At 75.4% G+C, this 21,588-nt stretch carries 16 protein-coding genes; 4 read left to right on the top strand and 12 right to left on the bottom strand.

Annotated features, from left to right (window positions below; translation table 11 throughout):
• Positions 1 to 82: 82 nt before the first annotated feature.
• The gene (locus OOK34_RS32010) at positions 83 to 1,075 is read left to right on the top strand and encodes an AfsA-related hotdog domain-containing protein (protein ID WP_267037647.1); all 993 of its coding nucleotides are present in this window, start codon (positions 83 to 85) and stop codon (positions 1,073 to 1,075) included.
• Between the two features lie 31 nt (positions 1,076 to 1,106).
• Here the strand turns inward: OOK34_RS32010 and OOK34_RS32005 are convergent, their stop codons facing one another.
• From OOK34_RS32005 to OOK34_RS31970, 8 genes are read right to left on the bottom strand one after another with little or no spacing between them, the layout of a single operon-like run.
• Entirely contained in the window at positions 1,107 to 1,955 is an 849-nt protein-coding gene (locus OOK34_RS32005) for a 4'-phosphopantetheinyl transferase superfamily protein (RefSeq protein WP_267037646.1), read from the bottom strand.
• Complete coding sequence (locus tag OOK34_RS32000) at positions 1,952 to 2,233, bottom strand: phosphopantetheine-binding protein (protein WP_267037645.1); 282 nt, start codon at positions 2,231 to 2,233, stop codon at positions 1,952 to 1,954. Before OOK34_RS32000 ends, OOK34_RS32005 begins: the two co-directional genes overlap by 4 nt.
• Positions 2,208 to 4,223 carry an HAD family hydrolase gene (locus OOK34_RS31995; RefSeq protein WP_267037644.1) on the bottom strand — a complete coding sequence of 672 codons (2,016 nt, stop codon included), beginning with the start codon at positions 4,221 to 4,223 and terminating at the stop codon, positions 2,208 to 2,210. The genes OOK34_RS32000 and OOK34_RS31995 overlap by 26 nt, the downstream gene beginning before the upstream one ends.
• A complete protein-coding gene (locus OOK34_RS31990; RefSeq protein WP_267037643.1) occupies positions 4,220 to 5,269 on the bottom strand; it encodes a 3-oxoacyl-ACP synthase III family protein in 1,050 nt (349 codons plus the stop codon). The genes OOK34_RS31995 and OOK34_RS31990 overlap by 4 nt, the downstream gene beginning before the upstream one ends.
• A complete protein-coding gene (locus tag OOK34_RS31985; RefSeq protein ID WP_267037642.1) occupies positions 5,266 to 8,223 on the bottom strand; it encodes a type I polyketide synthase in 2,958 nt (985 codons plus the stop codon). Before OOK34_RS31985 ends, OOK34_RS31990 begins: the two co-directional genes overlap by 4 nt.
• Positions 8,220 to 8,507: an acyl carrier protein gene (locus tag OOK34_RS31980; protein ID WP_267037641.1), complete on the bottom strand. Its 288-nt coding sequence runs from the start codon at positions 8,505 to 8,507 to the stop codon at positions 8,220 to 8,222. The genes OOK34_RS31985 and OOK34_RS31980 overlap by 4 nt, the downstream gene beginning before the upstream one ends.
• Positions 8,508 to 8,563: 56 nt before the next feature.
• On the bottom strand, positions 8,564 to 10,351 hold the full coding sequence (locus tag OOK34_RS31975; protein ID WP_267037640.1) for an acyl-CoA dehydrogenase: 1,788 nt from the start codon (positions 10,349 to 10,351) through the stop codon (positions 8,564 to 8,566).
• The gene (locus OOK34_RS31970) at positions 10,348 to 12,153 is read right to left on the bottom strand and encodes a fatty acyl-AMP ligase (RefSeq protein WP_267037639.1); all 1,806 of its coding nucleotides are present in this window, start codon (positions 12,151 to 12,153) and stop codon (positions 10,348 to 10,350) included. Before OOK34_RS31970 ends, OOK34_RS31975 begins: the two co-directional genes overlap by 4 nt.
• Before the next feature lie 259 nt (positions 12,154 to 12,412).
• On the opposite strand from OOK34_RS31970, the gene OOK34_RS31965 reads away from it, so the two are divergent.
• Together OOK34_RS31965 and OOK34_RS31960 are read left to right on the top strand one after the other, a co-directional pair.
• On the top strand, positions 12,413 to 15,058 hold the full coding sequence (locus OOK34_RS31965) for an AfsR/SARP family transcriptional regulator (RefSeq protein ID WP_267037638.1): 2,646 nt from the start codon (positions 12,413 to 12,415) through the stop codon (positions 15,056 to 15,058).
• 92 nt (positions 15,059 to 15,150) lie between these two features.
• On the top strand, positions 15,151 to 16,491 hold the full coding sequence (locus OOK34_RS31960) for an AMP-binding protein (protein ID WP_267037637.1): 1,341 nt from the start codon (positions 15,151 to 15,153) through the stop codon (positions 16,489 to 16,491).
• Positions 16,492 to 16,510: 19 nt separating this feature from the next.
• On the opposite strand, the gene OOK34_RS31955 is transcribed toward OOK34_RS31960, so the two are convergent.
• Complete coding sequence (locus tag OOK34_RS31955; RefSeq protein ID WP_267037636.1) at positions 16,511 to 17,431, bottom strand: ABC transporter ATP-binding protein; 921 nt, start codon at positions 17,429 to 17,431, stop codon at positions 16,511 to 16,513.
• 82 nt (positions 17,432 to 17,513) lie between these two features.
• Here OOK34_RS31955 and OOK34_RS31950 point away from each other — a divergent pair, with 82 nt between their 5' ends.
• Positions 17,514 to 18,011, top strand: a complete 498-nt coding sequence (locus OOK34_RS31950; RefSeq protein WP_267037635.1) for a GbsR/MarR family transcriptional regulator — start codon at positions 17,514 to 17,516, stop codon at positions 18,009 to 18,011.
• Here the strand turns inward: OOK34_RS31950 and OOK34_RS31945 are convergent.
• The 3 genes from OOK34_RS31945 to OOK34_RS31935 all read right to left on the bottom strand — a co-directional run bounded on the left by OOK34_RS31945 (position 17,947) and on the right by OOK34_RS31935 (position 21,470).
• On the bottom strand, positions 17,947 to 18,576 hold the full coding sequence (locus OOK34_RS31945; protein ID WP_267037634.1) for a DedA family protein: 630 nt from the start codon (positions 18,574 to 18,576) through the stop codon (positions 17,947 to 17,949). The genes OOK34_RS31950 and OOK34_RS31945 overlap by 65 nt on opposite strands.
• Positions 18,577 to 18,675: 99 nt before the next feature.
• Positions 18,676 to 20,442 (bottom strand): 3-hydroxyacyl-CoA dehydrogenase family protein, encoded by a 1,767-nt coding sequence (locus tag OOK34_RS31940; RefSeq protein ID WP_267037633.1) that lies wholly within the window; start codon positions 20,440 to 20,442, stop codon positions 18,676 to 18,678.
• Positions 20,439 to 21,470: a 3-oxoacyl-ACP synthase III family protein gene (locus OOK34_RS31935; protein WP_267037632.1), complete on the bottom strand. Its 1,032-nt coding sequence runs from the start codon at positions 21,468 to 21,470 to the stop codon at positions 20,439 to 20,441. The genes OOK34_RS31940 and OOK34_RS31935 overlap by 4 nt, the downstream gene beginning before the upstream one ends.
• Between the last annotated feature and the right edge of the window lie 118 nt (positions 21,471 to 21,588).

The raw sequence follows: 21,588 nt of genomic DNA, 5'->3' as shown, positions 1-21,588 counted from the left end.
ATGGCTGGTTACCGCCGCCGGCCCCCCGGCAGCCTGGGCGTGAGGCCTCAGCACCCGGTGGGGGCCGGAGGGAGGGCCAGCCATGGACACCGCCGTCATCGCCGCGGGACCGACTACCGCCCGGGCTGCCGCACGGCACCTGGTGCACCGTCCGCAGCCCTGGGAGCGGCACGGCCGGGCCGCCGCGCCGCCCGTGGCGGAGGAGTTCGTCCTGCTGGGCGACCTGACGTCCGGTCACCCGCTGCTCGACGACGGCCCGGGGCACTTCCACGACGTGGTGGCGGCGGCCGACATGGTCCGCGAGGTCGGCGAGTTCATCGGCCGCACCCACTTCCGCGTGCCCGGCAAGCGCACGGGGATCTTCTACCAGGTGGGCATCGAGGTGACCGACATCGGGCTGTGGCGCACCCGGCCCGGGGCCGCCCCCGGGCGGCTGGCCACCACGATGAGCGTCCGCCCCGACAAGGTCATCGACGGGGTGCCGCGCGCGCTGGAGTTCCGTACCACGCTGGAGATCGACGACGTGCGCTGCGGCACGGGCACGGCGAACCTGGTCTTCCTCGCCCCGATGGTGCACCGCAACCACCGCGAGCACAGCAGGCTGGCCGCGCTCTCCTCGATGGCCGGACAGGACCGCGCGGCACCCGCCGGCGCCCCGGTCGAGGCAGAGGAGGTGGGGCGCCGCGATCCGGCCAACGTCCTGCTGCACGACCCCTCCGGACCCCGCGACGGCCGGCTGTCCGTCGGGGTGGCCGTGCCCCCGCACTGGCTCGGCGAGAGCGCCGCGCGGGACGGGCACGTGCCCGCCCCGGCGCTGCTGGAATCCCTGCGCCAGACCTCCCTGCTGGCCGTGGGGCGCGGCTACGGCTTCGAGCCCGGGCGCAGCGCCCTCGCCTCGCTCCAGGTCCACGTCCGCGGATACGCCGAGGCCGACCTGCCGCTGCGCTGCGCCGCGGTGACCGGCAGGCCGGGGCGGGACGCCGCGGGCCGGCGTACGGCGCCCCTCACCCTGACCCTCACCCAGGCGGGCCGTACCGTCCTGGAGGCGATCACCGTGGTCGTGGAGGACCACTGACGGGGCCTTGACGGCAGGGCCTAGGGGGCGGTCAGCCGGCTGCGGCCCGCAGCGCCCGCCCCAGGGCCTCGGCGGCCTCGGCGTCGAGCATCGTGGTGATCTCGGTGTCGAGGGTGCGGCCCAGCCCCGCGTCGTAGACGGCCGCGCTGACGCAGAACGCGACGCCGCCCACGTCGAGGTAGTACGTACGGAAGGCCCATTCGGCGCCCGCGCCCGGGGTGCCGTCCGGCCGGTGCACGCGCACCGGCCGGCCGTCCGGCCCGAAGCCGAACTCGGTGAACCGGAACTGCATGCCCTGCCCGATGGCCTTGCTGTAGGCCTCCTTCAGGGTCCACAGCCGCACCAGCCGCGGATTGCGCTCCGCCGGGTCCAGCTCGGCGAGGTTCAGGCGCTCGGCCGGGGTGCAGATGTGCCGGTCCAGGCCCTTGCTGTAGATCTGGCGGTCCGTGAGCTCCGCGTCGACGCCGATGAGCCCGCGCGTGGTCAGGCCGACCAGCAGCAGGTTGCCGGTGTGGCTGAGGCTGATGTCGATCTGGTCGCAGCCGCGCAGGTACGGGCGCCCCGTGGGTCCGTAGGTGAGTTCGAGGTCCGCCGCGTCCGCGTGCAGGGCCGCCGCCGCCGCGTGTTTGAGCAGCCGCCGCGAGGCCGCGTACCGCTCCCGGATGTCCTCGTGCGCCATGCCGCTGTAGCGGGCCCAGTCGCGGCCCAGTACGGCGCGCAGCGCGGGACCGTCGGCGTCCTTCGGGCGCCAGTCGTCGAGGGTGCCGTGCACCAGGGCCGTGCCGTAGGTGCGCAGGTCGGCGCGGACCGCCTCCCAGTCGGTGCCGTCGGCGCGCACCGCGATCGGCTCGCCCGGCGCCACGGACGCCGGACCGTTCACAGCAGACCGCCCGGGGTCAGGGCCCGGCCGCCGGTGACGGCCAGCACCTCGGCGTGGATCTGCGCGATGCTGCGGGCCCGCAGCACGGCGGAGACGGGCACGCGGCGCCCCGTCTCCTGCTCGATCAGCATGACCAGCCGGAGCAGGTGCACCGAGTCCCAGGACGGCAGGGTGTCCAGGTCGGCGCGGGCCTGCTCCTCGGTCAGTTCCAGTCCGAGTTCCTCACCGATCAGGGCGAGGAAGCCCGGGAGATCAGCGGGTGGTTCCGGCAGGCTCATCGTCGTCCCCTCCGAGGCGTGAATCGGTCGTCAAGTGGTCGGGTACGGGGGGCAGTCGCGCCAGGTCGTGGCGGTAGTGCAGCGAGCCGTCAGGGTCCCTGGCGGTCTCGGTGAAGCCCAGTGAGGGGTAGAAGCCGGCCGCCCTGGTGTTCTTGGCGGTCGGCCGGTGGAGGGCGTGTACGGCGGGCAGGCCGCGGCCGGCCGCGTGCGCCAGCAGGGTCGCGAGGACGGCCTGTTCGACCCCGCGCGCGAAGACCCGGCAGCTGAGCCAGAAACCGTCCAGGCGCAGCCCGTCCGCGGCGTACCGGGCGCGGACCGCGCCGGCCAGGCCGCTGTCGCCGAACCGGTCGCCGACGTGCACCGCGAGCAGCAGGCCCGCGGGGTCGGCGGCGAGCGCGGCGACGCGGTCCGCGCCGAGCCGTTCGCCGGTGAGGTTGAACTGGTTGGTGCGCAGCGACAGCTGGGCGATCCGGTCGAGCTCGTGCGGCTGCGGCGGCGCGATGCGCACGCGGACGCCCAGGTCGCGCAGGTATTCCTCGTACGATCCGCTGCCGCGCTCCAGCTCCCCGCGGGCGGCCGCCTCGTGGTAGCGGGCGGTGCGGGCGAGGTCGTCGCCGGTCAGCCGGGGCGTGTCGAACCAGCCGTCGGCCAGCAGTCGGCCGACGTGCAGGGCCGGCTCCGTGCCCAGCGCCACGACGGCGGCGCCGGGGACCCGGGCCCGCACCAGGGCGCGCTCGGCGGGGGAGTCGTCGGCGAAGACCAGCGCGTCGGTGCCGATGCCGAGGGCGGCGGCGATCTCCCGCAGGTTGCCGTCCTTGGGCTGCCAGTTGGCGTGGATCCGTACGAAGTCCCGCTCGCGCAGCACCATGTCCGGGTGGTCGCGGAGCACGCCGAGGACCGGTCCGGTGTCGTTCTTGCTGCTGACGGCGAGCAGCACGCCCTGGGCGGCGAGCTGGCGCGCGGTGCGCTGCAGGGCCGCGTGCGGCTCCCCGGCCAGGGTGCCCGCGGCGGCGGTGATCCCCTCGGGTCCGTCGTCGCCGAGGATACCCGCCCACAGGGTGTCGTCGAGGTCCAGGACCAGGCACTTGCGGGTCATGCCGCGGCGGGCGCGCAGCACGTGCACGGCCTCCCGGGCGTAGGCGGCGAGCAGTTGCTCGGTGTACGGGGCGCGGGTGTACAGGGCCAGGCGCGGGTCGGCGGCCGGGCCGCCGTCGGCGATCAGCGGATCCAGGTCGACCACGGCCGCCGTGGGGTGCTCGGCCGCCAGTCGCAGCAGCCGGGCGTTGAACTCCCGCCACACCGCGCCGAGCAGGGCCCGCTCCCGCTGTCCGACGAGCTGCTGGAGCCGGGTGCGGGGCAGGGGCAGGGTGTTCAGCACGAGGGTGCCGGCGGCGTCCGCGGCGTGGGCGGCCGTGACCGAGCGCAGCCGCTCCAGCAGCCGGGCGCAGCCGGCCTCCACGTCCTGCCAGGTCCAGGGCTCGGGGAGCTCGTCGAAGACGGCGCCCGCGTCGAGGACGCACAGGGTCAGGTCGGCGCGGTGGCGGCGCAGTTCGCCGTCGGGGTCGTGCAGGTCGCGCAGGTAGGCGCCGTGGTCCCCGTGCACCACCCGGGAGAGCAGCCCGTGCCGGGCCAGCTCGGCGACGAGCGGGTCGGTGAGCTGGACCAGGGTGGAGTGCCCGGTGACGGCCACGGTGACCAGGGGCGTGTCCGGGTGCGCGGCGAGGACCCCGGCCGCCGGGAGCGCGGCCAGGACCCGGCCGGCGCGCACCAGGTCGGTGCGGACGGCCTCGGGCTCCCGGTCCCCGTGGTCGGTCAGCTCGGCCAGCAGCGGGGCGACGCGGGGCCAGGCCTCGGCGAGCCGGCCCGCGCGGTGCAGCGCGCGCAGCTCGCGCACCGGGTCGGCCGGGCCGGTACGGGAACCGGCTGCGGGCGCGGCTGCCCCGGCCCCGGCCCCGGTGGCGGCGGCGGTGGGTGTCGTGGGGGCGGTCATCCGGTGCAGTCCGTCTCCGGGACGCGCTCCAGCGCCAGCCCGCCCTTGATCCACTTGCTGGACTCGACGATCACGGCCAGGGCCCGCTCCCCCTCGCCCAGCTCTCCGGCGAGCCGGTCGAGCTGGATCAGCGGCAGGGCGTTGCCCGTGTTCCCGGTGTCGGCCACACAGGACACCTCGCGCAGCTCCGGCACGTCCAGGTGCTCGGTGATGCGGGCCGTCATCCGGCCCGACAGCTGCGGGGGCAGCACGTAGTGGAGGTCCTCGCGGCTCCAGCCGGTGGCGGCCAGCAGCTCCCAGAAGATCTCCGAGGCCATGGGCGGCACGCTCTCCTCGATGGCCTTGTAGTCCTCGAACAGCATCTGCCGGCCCGCGTCGTGGCGGGCGACGCCCTGCCAGTCGACGATCTGGCCGGGGGAGCGGCCCCGCCCGGTGAACCGGTGCAGCAGGCTCCGTACGGCGATGGCCTCGCCGACGGGCTCCGTGCCGACCACGGCCGCGCCCGCCCCGTCGCCGAACAGCACGTAGTTGACCAGCTCCTCGGTCGGCAGGCTGAGCGCCTCGCGCCCCGGGTCGAGGAACCGGTCGGTGACGTCCCCGCCGACCACGAGGCCCGCGCGGTGGCCGCCCGCGAGCAGCGCGCGGGCTACGTCCAGCGCCTGTACGGCGCCCGAACAGCCCGCCTGGAGCTGGAAGGCGGGCAGGTGGCTGAGGCCCAGCCGGTCGGCCACCACGGTCGCGGTGGTGGGCAGCAGGGTGTCGGGCGTGGCGGTGGTCAGGATCAGGAAGTCGAGGTCGGCGGGGGCGAGCCCGGAGTTGGCCAGGGCCCGCCCGGCGGCCTCGGCGCACAGGTCGGCGAGGCTGTGGGTGAGGGTGCCGGTGCCCAGGTCCCAGCAGAAGTGGCGGGTACGGGTCCCCACGAAGAGGTCGATCCACTCCTCGCTGATCCCGAACATCTTGCCCAGCCGGGTGTTGTCCACCGGGTCGCCGGGCAGGGCGGTGCCCGTGCCCGCCACGTACAGGGCGGTCTCGGTCACTGCTGTCACGGTCGTACCCCCACACTGATCCACTCGCCGACGAAGTCGGCCAGGGTGCCCACCGAACGCAGCGCGGGCAGCAGTTGCTGCACCGCGATACCGCCGGCCTGTGGCAGCGCGGTCTCGATCCGGTCCTTGAGTTGCATGATCATCACAGAATCGAAGCCGAGGTCCTCGTAGAAACGGGACCGGCGCCCGACGCGTTCGGGCGGATAGCCGCCCACCTCCACGACGGCCCGCACCACGGCGGCCAGCACCGGGTCCTGGCTCCCCTCGCCCTCGCCCTCGCCGTCGTCGGGGCGGGTCCGCTCCGGGGCCGCCGGGGCGGGTCCCGGCGCGGACGGGGCCGCGGGGGCCTGCGGGCGGGCGGTCGCGGTGTGCCAGAAGCGGTGCTCGGTGGAGAAGGCGTACGGGGGCAGCCGCTCGGTGGTGCGCCAGGCGGGCTCGTACAGCTCGTCCCACTGCGGCTCCAGCCCGGAGCGGTACAGGGCGGCGACGGTCTCGGCCAGGTCGCGGGCCGTCGCATCCCGGCCCGGCGCCGGATGCAGCAGCCGGATCCCGTCGGCCAGCCCGGACCGGCCCACCAGCTGGATCAGCTGCGGCGCCGGGCCGATCTCCACGAGCGCGGTCGGGGCGGTCCGTGCCACCAGGTCGGCCAGCGCGTCCGCGAACAGCACCGGCCCGGCCGCCTGCCCGGCCCAGTAGGCGCCGTCCATCGGCTCGTCGGCCAGCAGCCGCCCGTACCGGGTGGAGGCGACGGGGATGCGCGGCGCGGCGGGCGTGATCCCCGCGGCGGCGGCGGCCAGCGGCTCCAGGACGGGAGCCATCAGCGGCGAGTGGAAGGCGTGCGAGACGCCGACCGTACGGCAGTGCGTGCCGCGCTCGCGGAGCACGCCGGCGACCCGCTCCAGCTCCGCGAGCCCGCCCGACAGGACCGTGTTCCGCGGGCCGTTGACCGCGGCGAGGGACACCCCCGGACCGGTGGTGAGGAACTCCTCGACCGCTTCGCGCCCCGCCCGCACCGACAGCATGCCGCCGCCCTCGGGCAGCGCGTCCATCAGCCGTGCCCGCTCCGCGACCAGCCGGGCCGCCTCGTCCAGCGTGAGCACCCCGGCGGTCACGGCGGCCGCGAACTCCCCGACGCTGTGCCCCAGTACGACGTGCGGCCCCGCGCCGAGGCCGCTCAGCGTGGCCGCCAGCGCATGGCCGACGGCGAACAGGGCGGGCTGCGCCCAGCGGGTGCGGTGCAGGGCCGGATCCCCGCCGAGGATCAGGTCGCGCACCGAGCCGCCCAGGTGCGGGGCGAGCGCCGCGTCGGCCTCGTCGAGCCGGCGCCGGTACAGCGGCGACTGCCGGTACAGGGCGGCCGTCATCCCGGGCTCCTGGACGCCCTGGCCGGTGAAGAGGAACCCGATGACCGGCGGACGCCAGGCCCGGTCGGCGATCCCGGCGGCGAGCCGCCCGTCCTCGGCCGCCCCGCGCAGCGCCGCCGCCAGCTCGACGGTGTCGGTGGCGGTGAACGCCGCCCGGTAGGGCAGCCCGGTCTTGACCCGGTTGCTGGTCCAGCACAGCGCGGCGGCGTCCCCGCGCGGGCGGGCGGCCACCGCCTCCGCCTGCGCGGCGAGGTTGCGGCGCAGCGCCTCCGGGGTGTCGGCCGAGACCGTGAACACCCCGGCCGGCGCGGCCGCCGCCCGGCGGCGCCCGGTGCGGGCCGTACGGGGCGCGGCGGCGAGCACCGCGTGCGCGTTGGTCCCGCCCATGCCGAAGCTGCTCACGCCCGCCACGACCTCGCCGGCGGGCAGCCGCACCGGGACCTTCAGCAGGGCCAGCCCCCGTTCGGCGAGCCGCAGCTGGGGGTTCTCGCGGTCCGCGAACCGGCTCGCGGGCACGATCCGGTGGTGCAGCGCGAGCGCCACCTTGATCAGCCCGGCGATGCCCGCGGCCCCCTCCGTGTGCCCGAGATTGCCCTTGACGGAGCCGATCGCGCACGGCTCCTCGCGCGGTACGTCGTGCACCTCGCCCAGGGCCCCGCACTCGATGATGTCGCCGAGCGCCGTGCCCGTGCCGTGGGCCTCGACGAACCGCACCTGGTCGGGGGTGACCCCGGCCCGGCGGTACGCGGCCGCGACGACCTCCCGCTGGGAGTGCCGGTTCGGCGCGGTGACGCCGTTGCTGCGCCCGTCCTGGTTGACGGCGGTGCCCCGGATGACGGCGTAGACCCGCTGCCCGTCGGCGAGTGCGTCCTCCAGCCGCCGCAGCACCACCACCCCGACGCCGTCACTGCGGGCGATGCCGTTCGCGTCGGCGCTGAAGGGCCTGCACCGGCCGTCCGGCGAGGCCAGCCCCATCTGCCCGTACACCAGCCCCAGCGCCGGGGTCAGGATCAGGTTGACCCCGCCGGCCAGCGCCGTCCCGCACTCCCCGGACAGCAGTGAGTTGACCGCCAGGTGCACGGCGACCAGCGAGGAGGAGCAGGCCGTGTCCACGGACAGGCTCGGCCCCTTCAGGTCGAGGTGGTACGAGATGCGGTTGGCGGCCATGCCGGCGCTGGACCCGGCGCCCAGCTGCGGGGTCACGCGCCCGTAGTCGCCCAGGTGCAGCTGGCCCCACTCGCTGCCCATCATGCCGACGAACACCCCGGTGTCGCCGCCCGCCAGGGACCGCGGGGAGCGCCCCGAGTCCTCCAGGGCCCGCCACGCGCACTGGAGCAGCAGCCGCTGCTGCGGGTCCATCGCCGCGGCCTCGCGCGGCGAGACGGTGAAGAAGTCGTTGTCGAACACGTCGGCGTCGTCGATGAAACCGCCGCGCACCGGCGTCTCGTACCCCGGCCCGAACCTGCGCGGGCCGGGCTGCTCCCCGGTCGCGTCGCCGCCGCGCATCAGCAGGTCCCAGTAGGCGTCGGGGCCCGGCGCGCCCGGGAAGACGCAGTCGAGCCCGACCACGGCGACGGAGGCGGAGCTCACGGGGAGACCCCCGCGGCCGGAACCGTCACGCCCCGGGCGGTGAGGTGGGCGACCAGCGCGACGACGGTCGGGTGGTCCCAGGCCAGCGACGGGTCCACGGCGATGTGGAACGTGTCCTCGATGTCCCCGCACAGGCTCAGCGCCCCCACCGAGTCCATGCCGTACTCGGCGAGCGGCACGGTGGGGTCGATGCTGTCCGGCAGCCGGTCGAGGTAGACGGCGAGGCGGTCGGTCAGCCAGTGGTGCAGCGGGGCCGCGCTGTGCGGCGACACGGGCAGGGACATCCCTGGACTCCTTGCGTGCGGGCGAAGGGGGAAGCGGTGGTCGGGGCCGTTGCCCGTCAGCCGGGAAGCGGGGTGTTGTGCAGGTCGTAGCTGCGCCGGTCCCCGAAGCGGGCCAGGACCTCCTGGTGGACGCGCGCCAGGCACTCGGGGGGCAGCTCCACGGGCTCGGTGCCCAGTCTGCACGTGATGCGGTGCAGGGCGGCCGCCGCCCAGGCCGGATCGGCCAGGAACGGGTCGAGGCCGTGGCGGTTGTGGCGGCGGACGCCGAGCACGGCCGCCGCCGCCAGGACCAGGACGTAACGGTCGGTCAGCGCGAACCAGGCCGGTCCCACCGGCGTCCCGCCGTCCAGCGGCGGCAGCGCGAGCACCCGCCGGCGCAGATCCCGCAGCTCCTCGACGAGGTGCTCCGTCATCGTGCGCAGGGCCCGCTCCACCGGGTCGCGGCCCGGCAGTTCCGCGGCGGCGGCCAGCAGCGAGGCGCTGAGGCTGTCGCGTCCGCTGGCCAGCGCGAGCGCGTCGTAGCGGAACGCCGGCAGGGGCGCGTCGGGCTGGAACAGCGCGGCGGGGGCCTCCTCCTCGGTGAACCAGGAGCGGCTCGCCAGCTGCTTCAGCTGCGGGATGATCGTCGCCTGGCAGGCGACGGTCCCCGCGTGGCCGAGGCTGATCACCGGCACGTCCCGGATGTGCTTCTGCAGGACGCCGACGGTGCCGTCCCGCGTGTACAGCTGCGAGCCCAGGACGGTGGACAGGTCGTACATCGTCTCGATCAGCACCCGCGGCAGCAGCAGCTTCACGGCCGCCGAGTACACGCTGGTCTCGGCCGGCAGCAGGTGCAGCGCCCGGGTGGCGACGACCGCCAGGCAGTCGTACAGGAGCAGGTTCACGAACGCCCCGGTCAGGGTGTTCGCCGTGTGCTGCGGGTCCACCGGCGCCGTGCCGGCCGCGCCGGGCCCCCGCTGACGGTCCACCAGCACGGCCGTGCGCAGGCTCGCGTCCACGGCGGCCACCGACAGGGAGGCCATCAGCGTACGGCTCATCTGGAACGACTGGAGCGAGGTCGCGACCCCGCTGCCGGGCGCGCCGAGCAAGGCGTCGGCGGGCACCGGGCAGTCGTCGAAGCGCACGCCCGAGAAGAAGCAGGACCGCAGGCCCACCGCGGCGGGCCGCCGCTCGGTGCGGTAGCGGTCCGCGGGCAGGGTGTGCGGGTCCAGCAGCAGGGCGCTCTGCGTCCCGCCGGGGAAGTGCCCGCCGGTACGGCAGAACAGCACCAGGGCGTCGGCCCGGTGCAGGTTGTTGACCACCGGCTTGGCCCCGGTGACCGACAGGCCGCCGCCGGGGGCCGGGTCCGCGGAGATCTGGTTGCGGACGAAGTCGTTGGTGTGCGCGGTCTCGTGCTGGGCTATCGCCGCCTTCGAGCCGCCCAGGAGCAGGCCGCCCAGCCACGACCGCTGCTCCTCGTTGCCGCGCATCCACACGTCGGAGGCGGCCATGAAGGTGGTCATGCCGTAGCCCATGCCGAGGGACACGTCCCGGCGGAACACCGGCCGCATCACCCGCAGCAGGCCCTCGGGGGAGTCGAAGCGGCCGCCGAGCTCGCGCGGAACGAACTCGCGGTGCATCCCGAAGTCGTCGAGCAGCCCCTCCGCCTCCGGGGACAGCGCGGCCGCCTGGTCGGAAGCGAGCAGCGCGCGGTGCCCGGCCGGGTTGCCGGGCGCCGCCGGGTCGCCGAGCAGGGCCTCCAGCGCGGCGGCCCGGACCCGGCCGCTCGTCGACTCCGGGGACGGCGCGGGCCGCCGCACCGGCGCCCGGGGGGCCGGCCCGGCGGCGACGGCGACGGCGCTCACCACGCCGTCTCCGCGGCGGCGCGGGCGGAGGGCCGCAGCAGGTCGTTGCCGAGCAGCGTGTCGCGCGGACGGACCAGGGCGCGCACGGCGGGGTCGAGGACCTCGTACTCGCCGCTGACCTCGCCCTCCAGGAACAGCTTGCGGATCAGGGTCCGCTGGATCTTGCCGCTGGTGGTACGGCGCAGGGTGCCCGGCCGCACCAGGAGCACATTGGCCGCGGGCACGTCGAAGTCCTGGCCGATGAGGATCTGGATGCGCCGGGCGAGGGCGCGCAGCGTCTCCCAGTCGGCGTTCTCGGGGCGCACCTCGTGCACGACGACGAGCTGCTCGCGGTCCGCGTCCACGGTGAACACGGCGCCCTGGCCCGCCCCGAGGGCCGGCTCCGTCTCGCGCACCGCCCACTCGACGTCCTGCGGATAGATGTTGCGCCCGTTGAGGATGATCATTTCCTTGAGCCGGCCGGTGACGTACAGCTCGTCCCCGTCGATCACCCCGAGGTCGCCGGTGCGCAGGAAGCCGCTGTCCCCGTCGTCCACCATGGCGTGGAAGGTACGGGCGGTGTCGGTGGGACGGCGCCAGTAGCCCTGGGCGACGCTGTCGCCGCGCACCCAGATCTCCCCGACCCGGCCCGCGGGCACCTCGCCGCCGATCACCGGCTCCACGATCCGCACGGCGAAGTCGCGTACGGTGCCGCTCCCGACCAGGGTCCGCACCGGCCGGCCGGGGCGCGGCGGGCGCAGCTCGTCGTACTCGAGGCCGGCCGCGTCGACGGTCAGGGTGCGCGGGCCTTCGCCGGGCGTGCCGCCGGACACGACGAGCGTGGCCTCGGCGAGCCCGTAGGCCGGGAAGAGGCTCCCGCGGCGGAAACCGGCCGCGGCGAAGCGCTCGGCGAAGGCCTCCAGGGTCTGGTGGCGCACCGGTTCGGCGCCGTTGATCGCCAGCCGCCAGCTGCTCAGGTCCAGGCCGGCGAGCTGCTCGTCCGTGATCCGGCGCAGGCACAGGTCGTAGCAGAAGTTGGGGCCGCCGCCGATGGTCACCCCGTACTCGCCGATCGAGCGCAGCCAGCGCACCGGCCGCTTGACGAAGGCGGTGGGGGACATCTGCACCGACGAGGTGCCCAGCCACAGCGGGTGCAGCAGATGGCAGATGAGTCCCATGTCGTGGTAGTGCGGCAGCCAGCTGCCGAACACGTCCTCGGCGGTGGAGCCCAGGACGTTGCGCATGGCCTCCATGTTGGCGAGGAGGTTGCGGTGACTGACCATCACCCCGCGCGGCCGGGAGGTCGAACCCGAGGTGTACTGGAGGAACGCCAGGTCGTCCGGGCCGGTGCGGGGCGGCTGCCAGGCCTCGGCGTTCAGCCCCTCCTCCACGTCGGTGGCCAGGCACACCGTCTCGCCCCGGCCCGCCATGGCGAGCCACAGCGACACGTCGGGGGCGTGGGCGGAGTCGGTCAGCACCAGCTGCGCGCCGGTGTCGCGGATGATCCCCGACACGCGCTGCAGCCGCTCGCCCCGGTCACCGGGGAGCGGGGCGGGCACGGCGACGGCGCCGGCGTACAGACAGCCGGCGAACGCCTTCAGGAACCCGGGGCCCGGCGGGTACAGCAGCAGCACCGGCTGCCCCAGGGCGCCGTGCTCGCGCAGCCGCACCGCGATGGCCCGGGCCGCCCGGTCCAGCTCGCCGTACGTGAGGTGCTCGGCGGCGGCGCCCGGGGCGTCACCGAGGAACACGTGAGCGTCGCGCTCGCCGAGTTCCGCGGCCCGGCCGCGGAGCACATCGGTGAACGTAGCGAATCCAGTCAACGTCAGCCCCCTTCTGGCGCATCCGGGGCAACTGCCGAACGCCCGGCGCCCCTGCCGCCAACGCCTCGGCATGCTCCTCGCCGCGCCTAAAGCATGGCTTGCGGGTCCCCGGCCGCCCCGGGCCAGGGTGCGCGTCGCCGGATCAGGGGTCCGGCTGTCCGAAGCCGGGGGTGCGCCCGGCCCTAGGGTGACGAGGGCCGGGCAGCTGGGGGAGTCTGCCGCCACCCGTGCCACCGGAGTGCCGAGGAACGGGGGCTGCATGCGATTTCGGGTGTTGGGGCCACTGGAAGTGGACGCGGCCGGCCGGCACGCGCACCGCGTGACGCCCCGCGCGGCGAAGATGCGCGTGGTGCTCGCGACGCTGCTCGTACGGGCCAACGAGATCGTGTCCGTGGGCAGCCTCATCGACGAACTGTGGGGCGAGGACCCGCCGCGCACCGCGACGACCACGCTCCAGGTCTACATCTCGCAGCTGCGCAAGCTCCTGCACGCCGCCGACCCCGACGCGGGCCGCGACGGCCTGGTCACCCGGCCGCCCGGCTACCTCATGCGGCTGGACCCGGACCGGCTGGACCTGACCGCCTTCGAGGACCTGCACGCCCGGGGCCGCGCCGCCATGGCCCGCCAGGACGCCCCGGCCGCCGCCGACCTCCAGCGCCGCGCGCTCGCGCTCTGGCGCGGCCCCCTGCTGTCCGACACCCCCCACGGGGCGCTGCTCGACAGCACCGCGATCCGCCTCGGCGAACTGCGCACGGCCGCACTGGAGCAGCGCATCCGGGCCGACCTGCAACTGGGCCGCCACCACGACCTCGTCGGTGAACTCCAGGCTCTCGCCACCGAACTGCCGATGCGCGAGGAGTTCCACGCCCACCTGATGGTGGCGCTCTACCGCACCGGCCGGCAGGCCGACGCGCTGGAGGCCTTCGCCCGGCTGCGGCGCACCCTCGTCGACGAACTGGCGATCGAGCCGGGGCCGCCCCTCCAGCAGCTCCACGGCCGGATCCTCGCCGGGGACACCGCACTGCAGCGCCCCTCGGGCGCCGTACCGGACCGCGCCGACGCGGCGCGGTCCGCGGCGACCGCGGGCGGGCGCGCCACGGCCGCACCCGCCGCGATGCCGGCCGCCGGGCCGTTCGCGACGCCGGCCGCCGGGCCGGATCCCGTACTGCCGCCGGCCACCGGGCCGGTCGGTGAAATCCCGCCGTCCGACCCGCTGTTCACCGGACGCGACGAGGACCTCGCCGCGCTGGAGACGCTCCTGCGGGACGTCCCGGCGGGCGGCTGCGTCGCGCTCACCGGTCCCGCCGGCGTCGGAAAGACCGCCCTCGCCCTGGCCGCCGCGCACCGCGCCGGCGACCTCTTCCCCGACGGCCGGGTGTTCCTGCCCCTGCGCGACGACACCGGCGAACCGCTCGGGCCCGCCGCCGCCCTCACCCTGCTGCTGCGCCGCTGCCGCGTCACCGGGCCGCTGCCCGACGACCTCGACGGGCTGCGCCGCACCCTGGACCGGCTCACCCTGGGCCGGCGGATGCTGTTCGTGCTCGACGGCGCCGCCGGCGCGGAGCAGGCCGGCCCCCTGCTGCCCACGACCCCCGGCAGCACCGCGCTGCTGACCGGCCGCAGGGCCCCGGCGGTCCCGGTCACCCGGGTGCACCTGCTGGACGTCCTCGCCCCGGCGCAGGCCCGCCGGCTGCTGCTGGCCGCGTCGGGCCGCGACGGGGAGGACGACGGCCCCGACGGGGCCTGCGCCGCCGTCGTCGGGGCCTGCGGGCGGCTGCCGTCGGCCGTACGGGCCCTCGCGGGCCGGCTGGCCGCGCGCCCGCACTGGACCGTGGCCTCCCTGGCCGCCCGACTGTCCGACGAGCACGCCCGGCTCGCCGAACTCCGCTCCGCGCAGCCCGGCCTGGACGCGGCCCTGCGGGGCGCGTACGACGAGGCCGGCGAACCGTTGAAGCGCGCCTTCCGGCTGCTCGGACTGCTGCCCGACGGCCCCTTCCCCACCGCCGACGCGGCCGCCCTGTTCGGTACGCCCGAACCGGCCGCCGAAGCCGTGCTGGAGAGCCTCGTGGAAGCCGGGCTGCTACGGGCCGAACCCCGCGGCGCCTACCGCCTGCACGTGCTGTGGCGGCTGCTGGCCGGCGAGCTCCTCACCGCCGAGGAGCCCCCCGGCGAGGTGGCGCGGGCCGTGGCCCGGCTCGCCGACGCCCTGGCCGCCGAGGCGCGGGAGGCCGACGGACTGCCGCACGCCGCCGAGTGGTTCGCGCACCGCCGCACCGCACTGACCTCGGCCCTGGGCCGGGCCCACGCGGCCGGACTGTGGGTCCACACCGTGCGCCTCGCCGACGGCCTCACCGCCCCCCTGGAGGCCCACGCGGCCTGGGACGACTGGGAACGCGCGCACACCCGGGCCCTGGACGCGGCCGAACGCTCCGGCGACCTCGGCGCCCAGTCCCGGCTGCTGTGCTCGCTCGGCGACCTGGCCTGGCAGCGCCGCCGGACCGACGCGGCCCGCGGGCTCTACCGGCGGGCCCTGAGGGCCGCCGACGGCGCCGACGCCCGGCCCGAACGCGACCGCGCCCTGACGGGCCTGGCCGAACTGAGCCTGGACTCCTCGGCCGTCACGGACGCGGCCCGGCTGATCGGCCGGGTCCTCGACGCGGCGCCCGCCGACCCCCGCGACCACTACGAGGCCCGCCGGGTCCGGGCGCTGCTCGCCCTGGAGACGGAAGGCCCCGCCGCCGCGGAGCCGCACTTCGCGCAGTGCCTGGCCCTGGCGGCGCGGCTCGGCGACCGGCGGCGCGAGGCGTACGCGGTCCGCTGGCTGCGCCAGGTGCGCGGCGGCCTCCCGCTGCCGGACTGGACGGAGACCCGGCCCGGGGTGTGGCGCCTGCGCGCCGCCGCCTGAGCCGCACGCCGCCGCACGCAGCCGCACCGCCGAAGGACCGCCGAAGGACCGACCGACGCGTCACGCGTCACCACGTACCGACGTAAGGAGAGATGCCCGTGCTCACGGCGCTGCAAGGGGTGTACGGGGACCGTGCGGACGCGGTCACCGTCGCCGGCCGGACCGCCTCGTACGAGGAACTGCTCGGCGCGGCCGGAGCGGTGGCCGCCGACGTGGCGGGCGCCCCCGCCGTCGCGGTCGAGGCCACGGCCTCCCTGGAGACCGTCGCCGCGGTGGCCGGCTGCCTGCTGGCCGGGGTGCCCGTGGTGCCCGTACCGCCCGACGCGGGCGTCGCCGAACGCGAGCACATCCTGCGTGACTCGGGCGCCTGCCCCGTCACGGTGGACTTCGCCCGCCGGGCCGCCTGGAGCGGCCCCGCACCGGCGGCCGACGCCCCCGCGATGATCCTCTACACCTCCGGGACCACCGGCGCGCCCAAGGGCGTCGTCCTCGGCGGCGCCGCCATCGCCGCCGGTCTGGACGCCCTCGCCGAGGCCTGGCAGTGGAACGCCGAGGACACCCTGGTCCACGGGCTGCCGCTGTTCCACGTCCACGGCCTGATCCTCGGCGTCCTCGGCGCGCTGCGCACCGGCAGCCGCCTCGTGCACACCGGCCGGCCCACCGCGGCCGCGTACGCCGAGGCGGGCGGCAGCCTGTACTTCGGGGTGCCCACGGTGTGGTCCCGCGTCGTCGGGGACCCGGAGCGGGCCCGGGCGCTGCGCTCCGCGCGGCTGCTGGTCTCGGGCAGCGCCCCGCTGCCGGAGCGGGTCTTCCGCGGGCTGGAGGAGCTGACGGGGAGCCGGCCGGTCGAGCGGTACGGGATGACGGAGACCCTGATCACGGTGAGCGGCCGCGCGGACGGCCCGCTGCGGCCGGGCGCGGTGGGGACGCCGCTGCCCGGGGTCCGTACGCGGATCGCGGCCGGGCCGGGGGAGGAGATCGGCGAACTCCAGCTGACCGCGCCCACGTTGTTCTCCGGCTACCTGGGGCGTCCCGAGGCCACGGCGGCCTCGTACACCGAGGACGGCTGGTTCCGTACGGGCGACATCGCGGCGATCGACGCGGACGGCACCCACCGCATCGTGGGCCGGGCCTCCGTCGACATGATCAAGTCGGGTGGCTACCGGATGGGGGCGGGCGAGATCGAGAACGCGCTCCTGGACCACCCGCGCGTGGCCGAGGCCGCGGTGGTCGGGGTGCCGGACTCCGATCTGGGCCAGCGCGTCGTGGCGTTCGTCGTGGCCTCGCAGGTGACCGGGGCCGAGCTCACCGACTTCGTCGCCGCCCGCCTCTCGGTGCACAAGCGGCCGCGCGAGGTGCGGTTCGTCGCCGCGCTGCCGCGCAACGCGATGGGCAAGACCCAGAAGCGGCTGCTGCTGTCGGGGGAGGGGTGAGGTGACGCCGGCGCGGCCCTCAGCGCGGCCCCGGGGCCCCGGCGGGCACCGGCTCGGCCTCGGGGCGGTAGTGGCGCAGGAACAGCTCTTCGAGGGTCGGGGGCCGGCTGACGAGGCTGCGTACGCCCGTCTGGGACAGCACCCGCAGGAGCGTGCCGAGGTGCTCGGGGTCGACCTGGGCGCTGACCTCCGTGCCGTGCACCTCCAGGCCGTGGACCCCGGGCAGTTCCTCCAGGCCCTCGACGGGGGCGGCGAGTTCGGCCGTGACGCAGGTGCGCGACAGGTGCCGCATCCGGGCGAGCGTGCCCGTCTCGACCGTGCGCCCGTCCCGGACGATGCTGACGCGGTCGCACAGTGCCTCGACCTCGGTGAGGACGTGGCTGGAGAGCAGGACCGTACGGCCCTCGTCGGTGGCCTCGCCGACACAGCTCTGGAAGACTTCCTCGGCCAACGGGTCGAGGCCCGAGGTGGGTTCGTCGAAGACGAGCAGCTCGGCGTCGGAGGCGAAGGCGGCGACCAGGGCGACCTTCTGCCGGTTGCCCTTGGAGTACGCACGGCCCTTCTTGCCCGGGTCGAGTTCGAAGCGCTCCATCAGCTCCTTGGTGAACCGGGGGTCGGTGTTCTCGCGCAGCCCCCCGAGGAAGCCGAGGGCGTCGCCGCCGGAGAGGTTGCGCCACAGGTTCACGTCGCCGGGCACGTAGGCGACCCGCTGGTGCAGCGCGACCGCGTCGCGCCAGGGGTCGCCGCCCAGCAGCCGCACGCGGCCGCGGTCGGCGCGGATCAGGCCGAGGAGGATCCGCAGGGTGGTGGACTTGCCGGCGCCGTTGGGGCCGAGGAAGCCGTGCACCTCGCCCTTCTCGACGCGCAGGTCCAGGCCCTTCAGCGCGTGCGTGCGGCCGAACGACTTGTACAGTCCGGCAATCTCGATTGCCATCATCATATTTCGGAAGATACCTTAGTTTCAGAATATCGTGAAGCTATCGGAAGGTATCGCCTGACGGGTCGATCACGGGGGAGACGGTGTGGACGCCACTGCCAGCGCCAGCGAAAGCGAACAGCGGGGCTACAGCGAGGAGGTCTCGGCCTTCGTCGAACGGTTCGCCGCCGACCTCGTGGCCGCCGGGGTGCCCCGGATGCCCTCCCGGGTCTTCGCGTGTCTGCTCGCCGAGGACGCGGGCGCGCTGAGCGCCGCGGAGCTCTCGGAGCGGCTGAAGGTCAGCCCGGCCGCGGTCTCGGGCGCGGTCCGCTACCTCGCCCAGGTGCACATGGTCGGCCGGGAGCGGGCGCCGGGCGAGCGGCGGGAGATCTACCGGGTCCACGCGGACCTCTGGTACGAGACGGTCACCAGCCGGGACCAGATGCTCAACCGCTGGGCGGCCACCCTCAAGCAGGGGGTGGAGGCGCTGGGTCCCGATACGCCGGCGGGCATGCGGGCCGAGGAGACGGCCGACTTCTTCAGCTTCGTGAAGCTGGAACTGGACTCGCTGATGGACCGCTGGCGCGCTCACCGCGGCGGGTGACCATCCGGGCGGCGAGGGCGCTGACGGCCACCGTCGCGCCGACCGACACGGCCAGGCCCAGCCAGGCCGTGTCGAACCACCGGTTGCCGAGGTGGCCGAGCGTCACCAGGTAGGCCGCCCACAGGAGTCCGGCCAGCGCGGACCACGTCAGCTGGCGCGGGCGCAGGGCGGGCGAGGTGCCGAGGGCGATGTCCAGCACGGTCCGCCCGGCGGGGACGAAGCGCGCGGCGAGCGCCACCCGGCCGGCGTGCCGGGCCAGACCGCCCTGGAGCCGCGCCGTCGCCTCCCGCCAGGCGGGCCGCCGGTCGAGGCGGGTGTGCAGCCAGGAGGAGCCGCGCCGGGCCAGCAGGACCAGGGCCAGGTCGCCGAGGAAGGACGCGGCGGCCACCGCGAGGACCGGCAGCACCGGGGAGATCTGGTGCTGCGCGGTCCAGGCGGCCGCGGTCACCACGAGGGTGCCGCTGGGCAGCACCGGCAGGAGCGAATCGCCGAACACCGCGGCCAGTGCGAGGGCCAGGATCCACCAGGAGAGCGGAAGGGCGTCGGCTGTCATGTCGAGCTGCATGTATGCCACTCTATCGAACATTCAGAAATTTGTGAACTTACATAATCCGCCAAGGGTGTAGCGGGGGCGGGGCACACCCGTCCCGCCCGCGCTACACCTCTAGTACGTGTGGAAGCCCCGGCCGCTCTTGCGGCCCAGGTACCCCGCGTCCACCAGGTGCTCCAGGTGCCGGGCCGGCACCAGCGACGGCTCCCGGAACGAGGCGTGCAGGCTGTTCTGGATCTGCAGCGACACGTCCAGACCGATCGTGTCCAGCAGCGTCAGCGGCCCCATCGGATAGCCGCAGCCCCGCGTCATCACCGCGTCGATCTCCCCGGCCACCGCCCGGCGTTCCTCCAGCAGCCGCACCGCGCTGTTGAGGTACGGGAACAGCAGGGCGTTGACGATGAACCCGGCCCGGTCGTCGATCCCGACCGGGTGCTTGCCCAGCCGCGCGCACACCTCGTGGACCGTCCCCAGCGCGTCCGGCGCCGTCAGCACCGTGCCGACCACCTCCACCAGCCGCATCACCGGAGCCGGATTGAAGAAGTGCATGCCGAGCACGTCCTCGGGCCGCGAGGTGACCGCCGCGCACTCCACCACCGGCAGGCTCGAGGTCGTCGTCGTCAGTACCGCACCCGGACGGCACACCGCGTCCAGCCCCCGGAAGACCTCCCGCTTGACGGGGAGTTCCTCGGCGACCGCCTCGACCACCAGGTCGCAGTCCGCCACCGCCTCCAGCGAGTCCGCCGGAACCAGCCGCTCCAGCGTGGCCCGGGCGTCCTCGGCGCTGATCCGGCCCCGCTTGACCCCGCGCTCCACGGAGCCGGCGACCTTGTCCAGCGCCGCCTTCGCGCGGACGTCCGTACGGGCCACCAGCCGCGTCGCGTACCCCGACCGGGCGAACACCTCGGCGATGCCCGACGCCATCGTGCCGGACCCGATCACCCCGACGCTGCGCACCGGCCGCGACGGCCGCGCGGAACCTCCCGCCGGACCCCCCTGCGCGCCGGCCGCGGCCCGGGGACCCGCCGGGCCCTCGGGCCAGGTGTGGAACCCCCGGCCCGCCTTCGCGCCCAGCAGCCCCGCCGTCACCATGTGGTCCAGCAGCGGCGGCGGCAGGAACTGCGCCTCCCCCGTCTGCTCGTACAGGCCGCGCAGGGTGTCGCGCGCCGTGTCCAGACCGATCAGGTCGAGGTGGGCCAGCGGCCCCAGCGGCAGCCCGCAGCCCAGCATCATCGCCGCGTCGATGTCGTCGCGCGACGCGTAACGGCGCTCGTACATCGCGACGGCGCCGTTCAGGTAGGCCATCAGCAGCCCCCCGCCCGTGAAGCCCGGCTGGTCGCTGGAGGCCACGGCCATCCGGCCCAGCGCACCCACCAGCTCCTCGGCGGCCCGCCCCACCGACGGATCGGTCAGGGGCGTGGTCACCACCTCCACCACACCGCCGTCCGGGGCGTGCCCGACCGGGTGCAGGCCGACCGTGCGCGGCAGCCGCCCGCACGCCGCCGCCACCCGGGTCACCGACAGCGAGGTCGTCGTCGCGAACACCGCCTGCGGACCGCACAGTCCGTCGGCCTGCCGCAGCACCCGCGTCTTCAGCGCGAAGTCCTCCGGCACCGCCTCCACGACCAGCTCGCTGCCCGTGATGGCCGCGAGATCGGCCGTGTACGTGATCCGGGCCCGGGCCGCCGGATCCTCCAGCCCGCGCTGGACGCGCTCCCGGCCGCCGGCCAGGGCGTCACCGTCAGCCTCCACCGCCACCACCCGGGCGCCCGCCGAGGCGAGCGAGCGGGCCAGCGCGGATCCGACCGTACCGAGGCCGATCACCGCGACCGCGGTGAAGGGCAGGGAACCGGGAAGGGGTGCCGCGGATGCTGCCGTCATGCTGCTGAGTCCTTTCGGGGAGCGGGAGCCGCCTGCTCGTCCCAGCGGACGAGAACCGTGCCCAGGGACATGCCGCCGCCGAAACCGGCGAGCAGCACGACGTCCCGGTCCCGGAACGCCCCGGACCGGTACGCCTCGTCGAGGGCGAGGGGAATGGAGGCGGCACTGGTGTTTCCGTGCTCGGCCACGGTGAGGTGCGTACGGGCGCGGGGCAGGCCCAGGCGGGGCACGGTCTCGCCCAGCATCACGCCGTTGGCCTGGTGCGGGACGAAGTGGTCGACCTCGGAGCGCTCCAGACCGTGCCGGTCCAGCACCTCACCGACCGCGCGCGGCAGTTCGGCGGCCACGAAATCGCGCACGCCGCGCCCGTTCATCCTGAAGTGGTGCAGCCCCTCCGCGACCGTCTTCTCCGAGGCGGGCAGCCGGCTGCCGCCGGCCTCGACGTGGATCAGTTCCGCCTGGTCGCCACGGCTGGCCAGGTGCGAGCCGAGGACCCCGTAGCCGGACCGCACCGGGCCCAGCACCACGGCACCCGCACCGTCACCGAACAGGACGGCGGTGCGCCGGTCCTCGCGGTCGATGATGCGCGAGTACACGTCGGCGCCGATGACCAGGGCGTGACCGCGGACCCCGCCGTCCTGTTCCGGCAGCAGCCGGGCCGCCGCCACCAGACCGAACACGAAACCGCTGCACACCGAATTCAGGTCGAAGGCGGCCGCGTTCACCGCACCGATCCGGTGCTGGACCAGACAGGCCGTGGCCGGCTGCGGGGAGTCCGGGGTGGACGTCGCCACCACGATCCACGACAGCTGCGCCGCCGAGATCCCCGCCGCGTCCAGTGCGGCCCGCGCCGCCTCGACCGCCAGATCGGAGGTGGCCTCGGATTCGGCCGCGTAGCGGCGTTCCCGGATGCCCGTCTTCTGCAGGATCCAGTCCTCCGTGACCCCCGCCCGCTGCGCGACGAGCCGATTGGAGACCGTGTCGGCAGGCAGATAAGACCCGGTGCCCAGAATTCCGATTGCTGTCATGACGGGCGGCTCCTCACCGTGGCGGTGGGCAGAAAGCGCGGGAAAGTGCGGGAAATGCATTCACCGCGGGGTGCTCGAATGGGACATTCAGCAATGGTTCTCGGAGCCCGAGCCGGGC

Origin of the sequence: Streptomyces sp. NBC_00091 (assembly GCF_026343185.1) — a bacterium.
In the GTDB taxonomy this organism is placed as follows: Bacteria; Actinomycetota; Actinomycetes; order Streptomycetales; family Streptomycetaceae; genus Streptomyces.
Note: the sequence above shows the minus strand (reverse complement) of the source record. Positions and strands in the feature narration are given on the sequence as shown.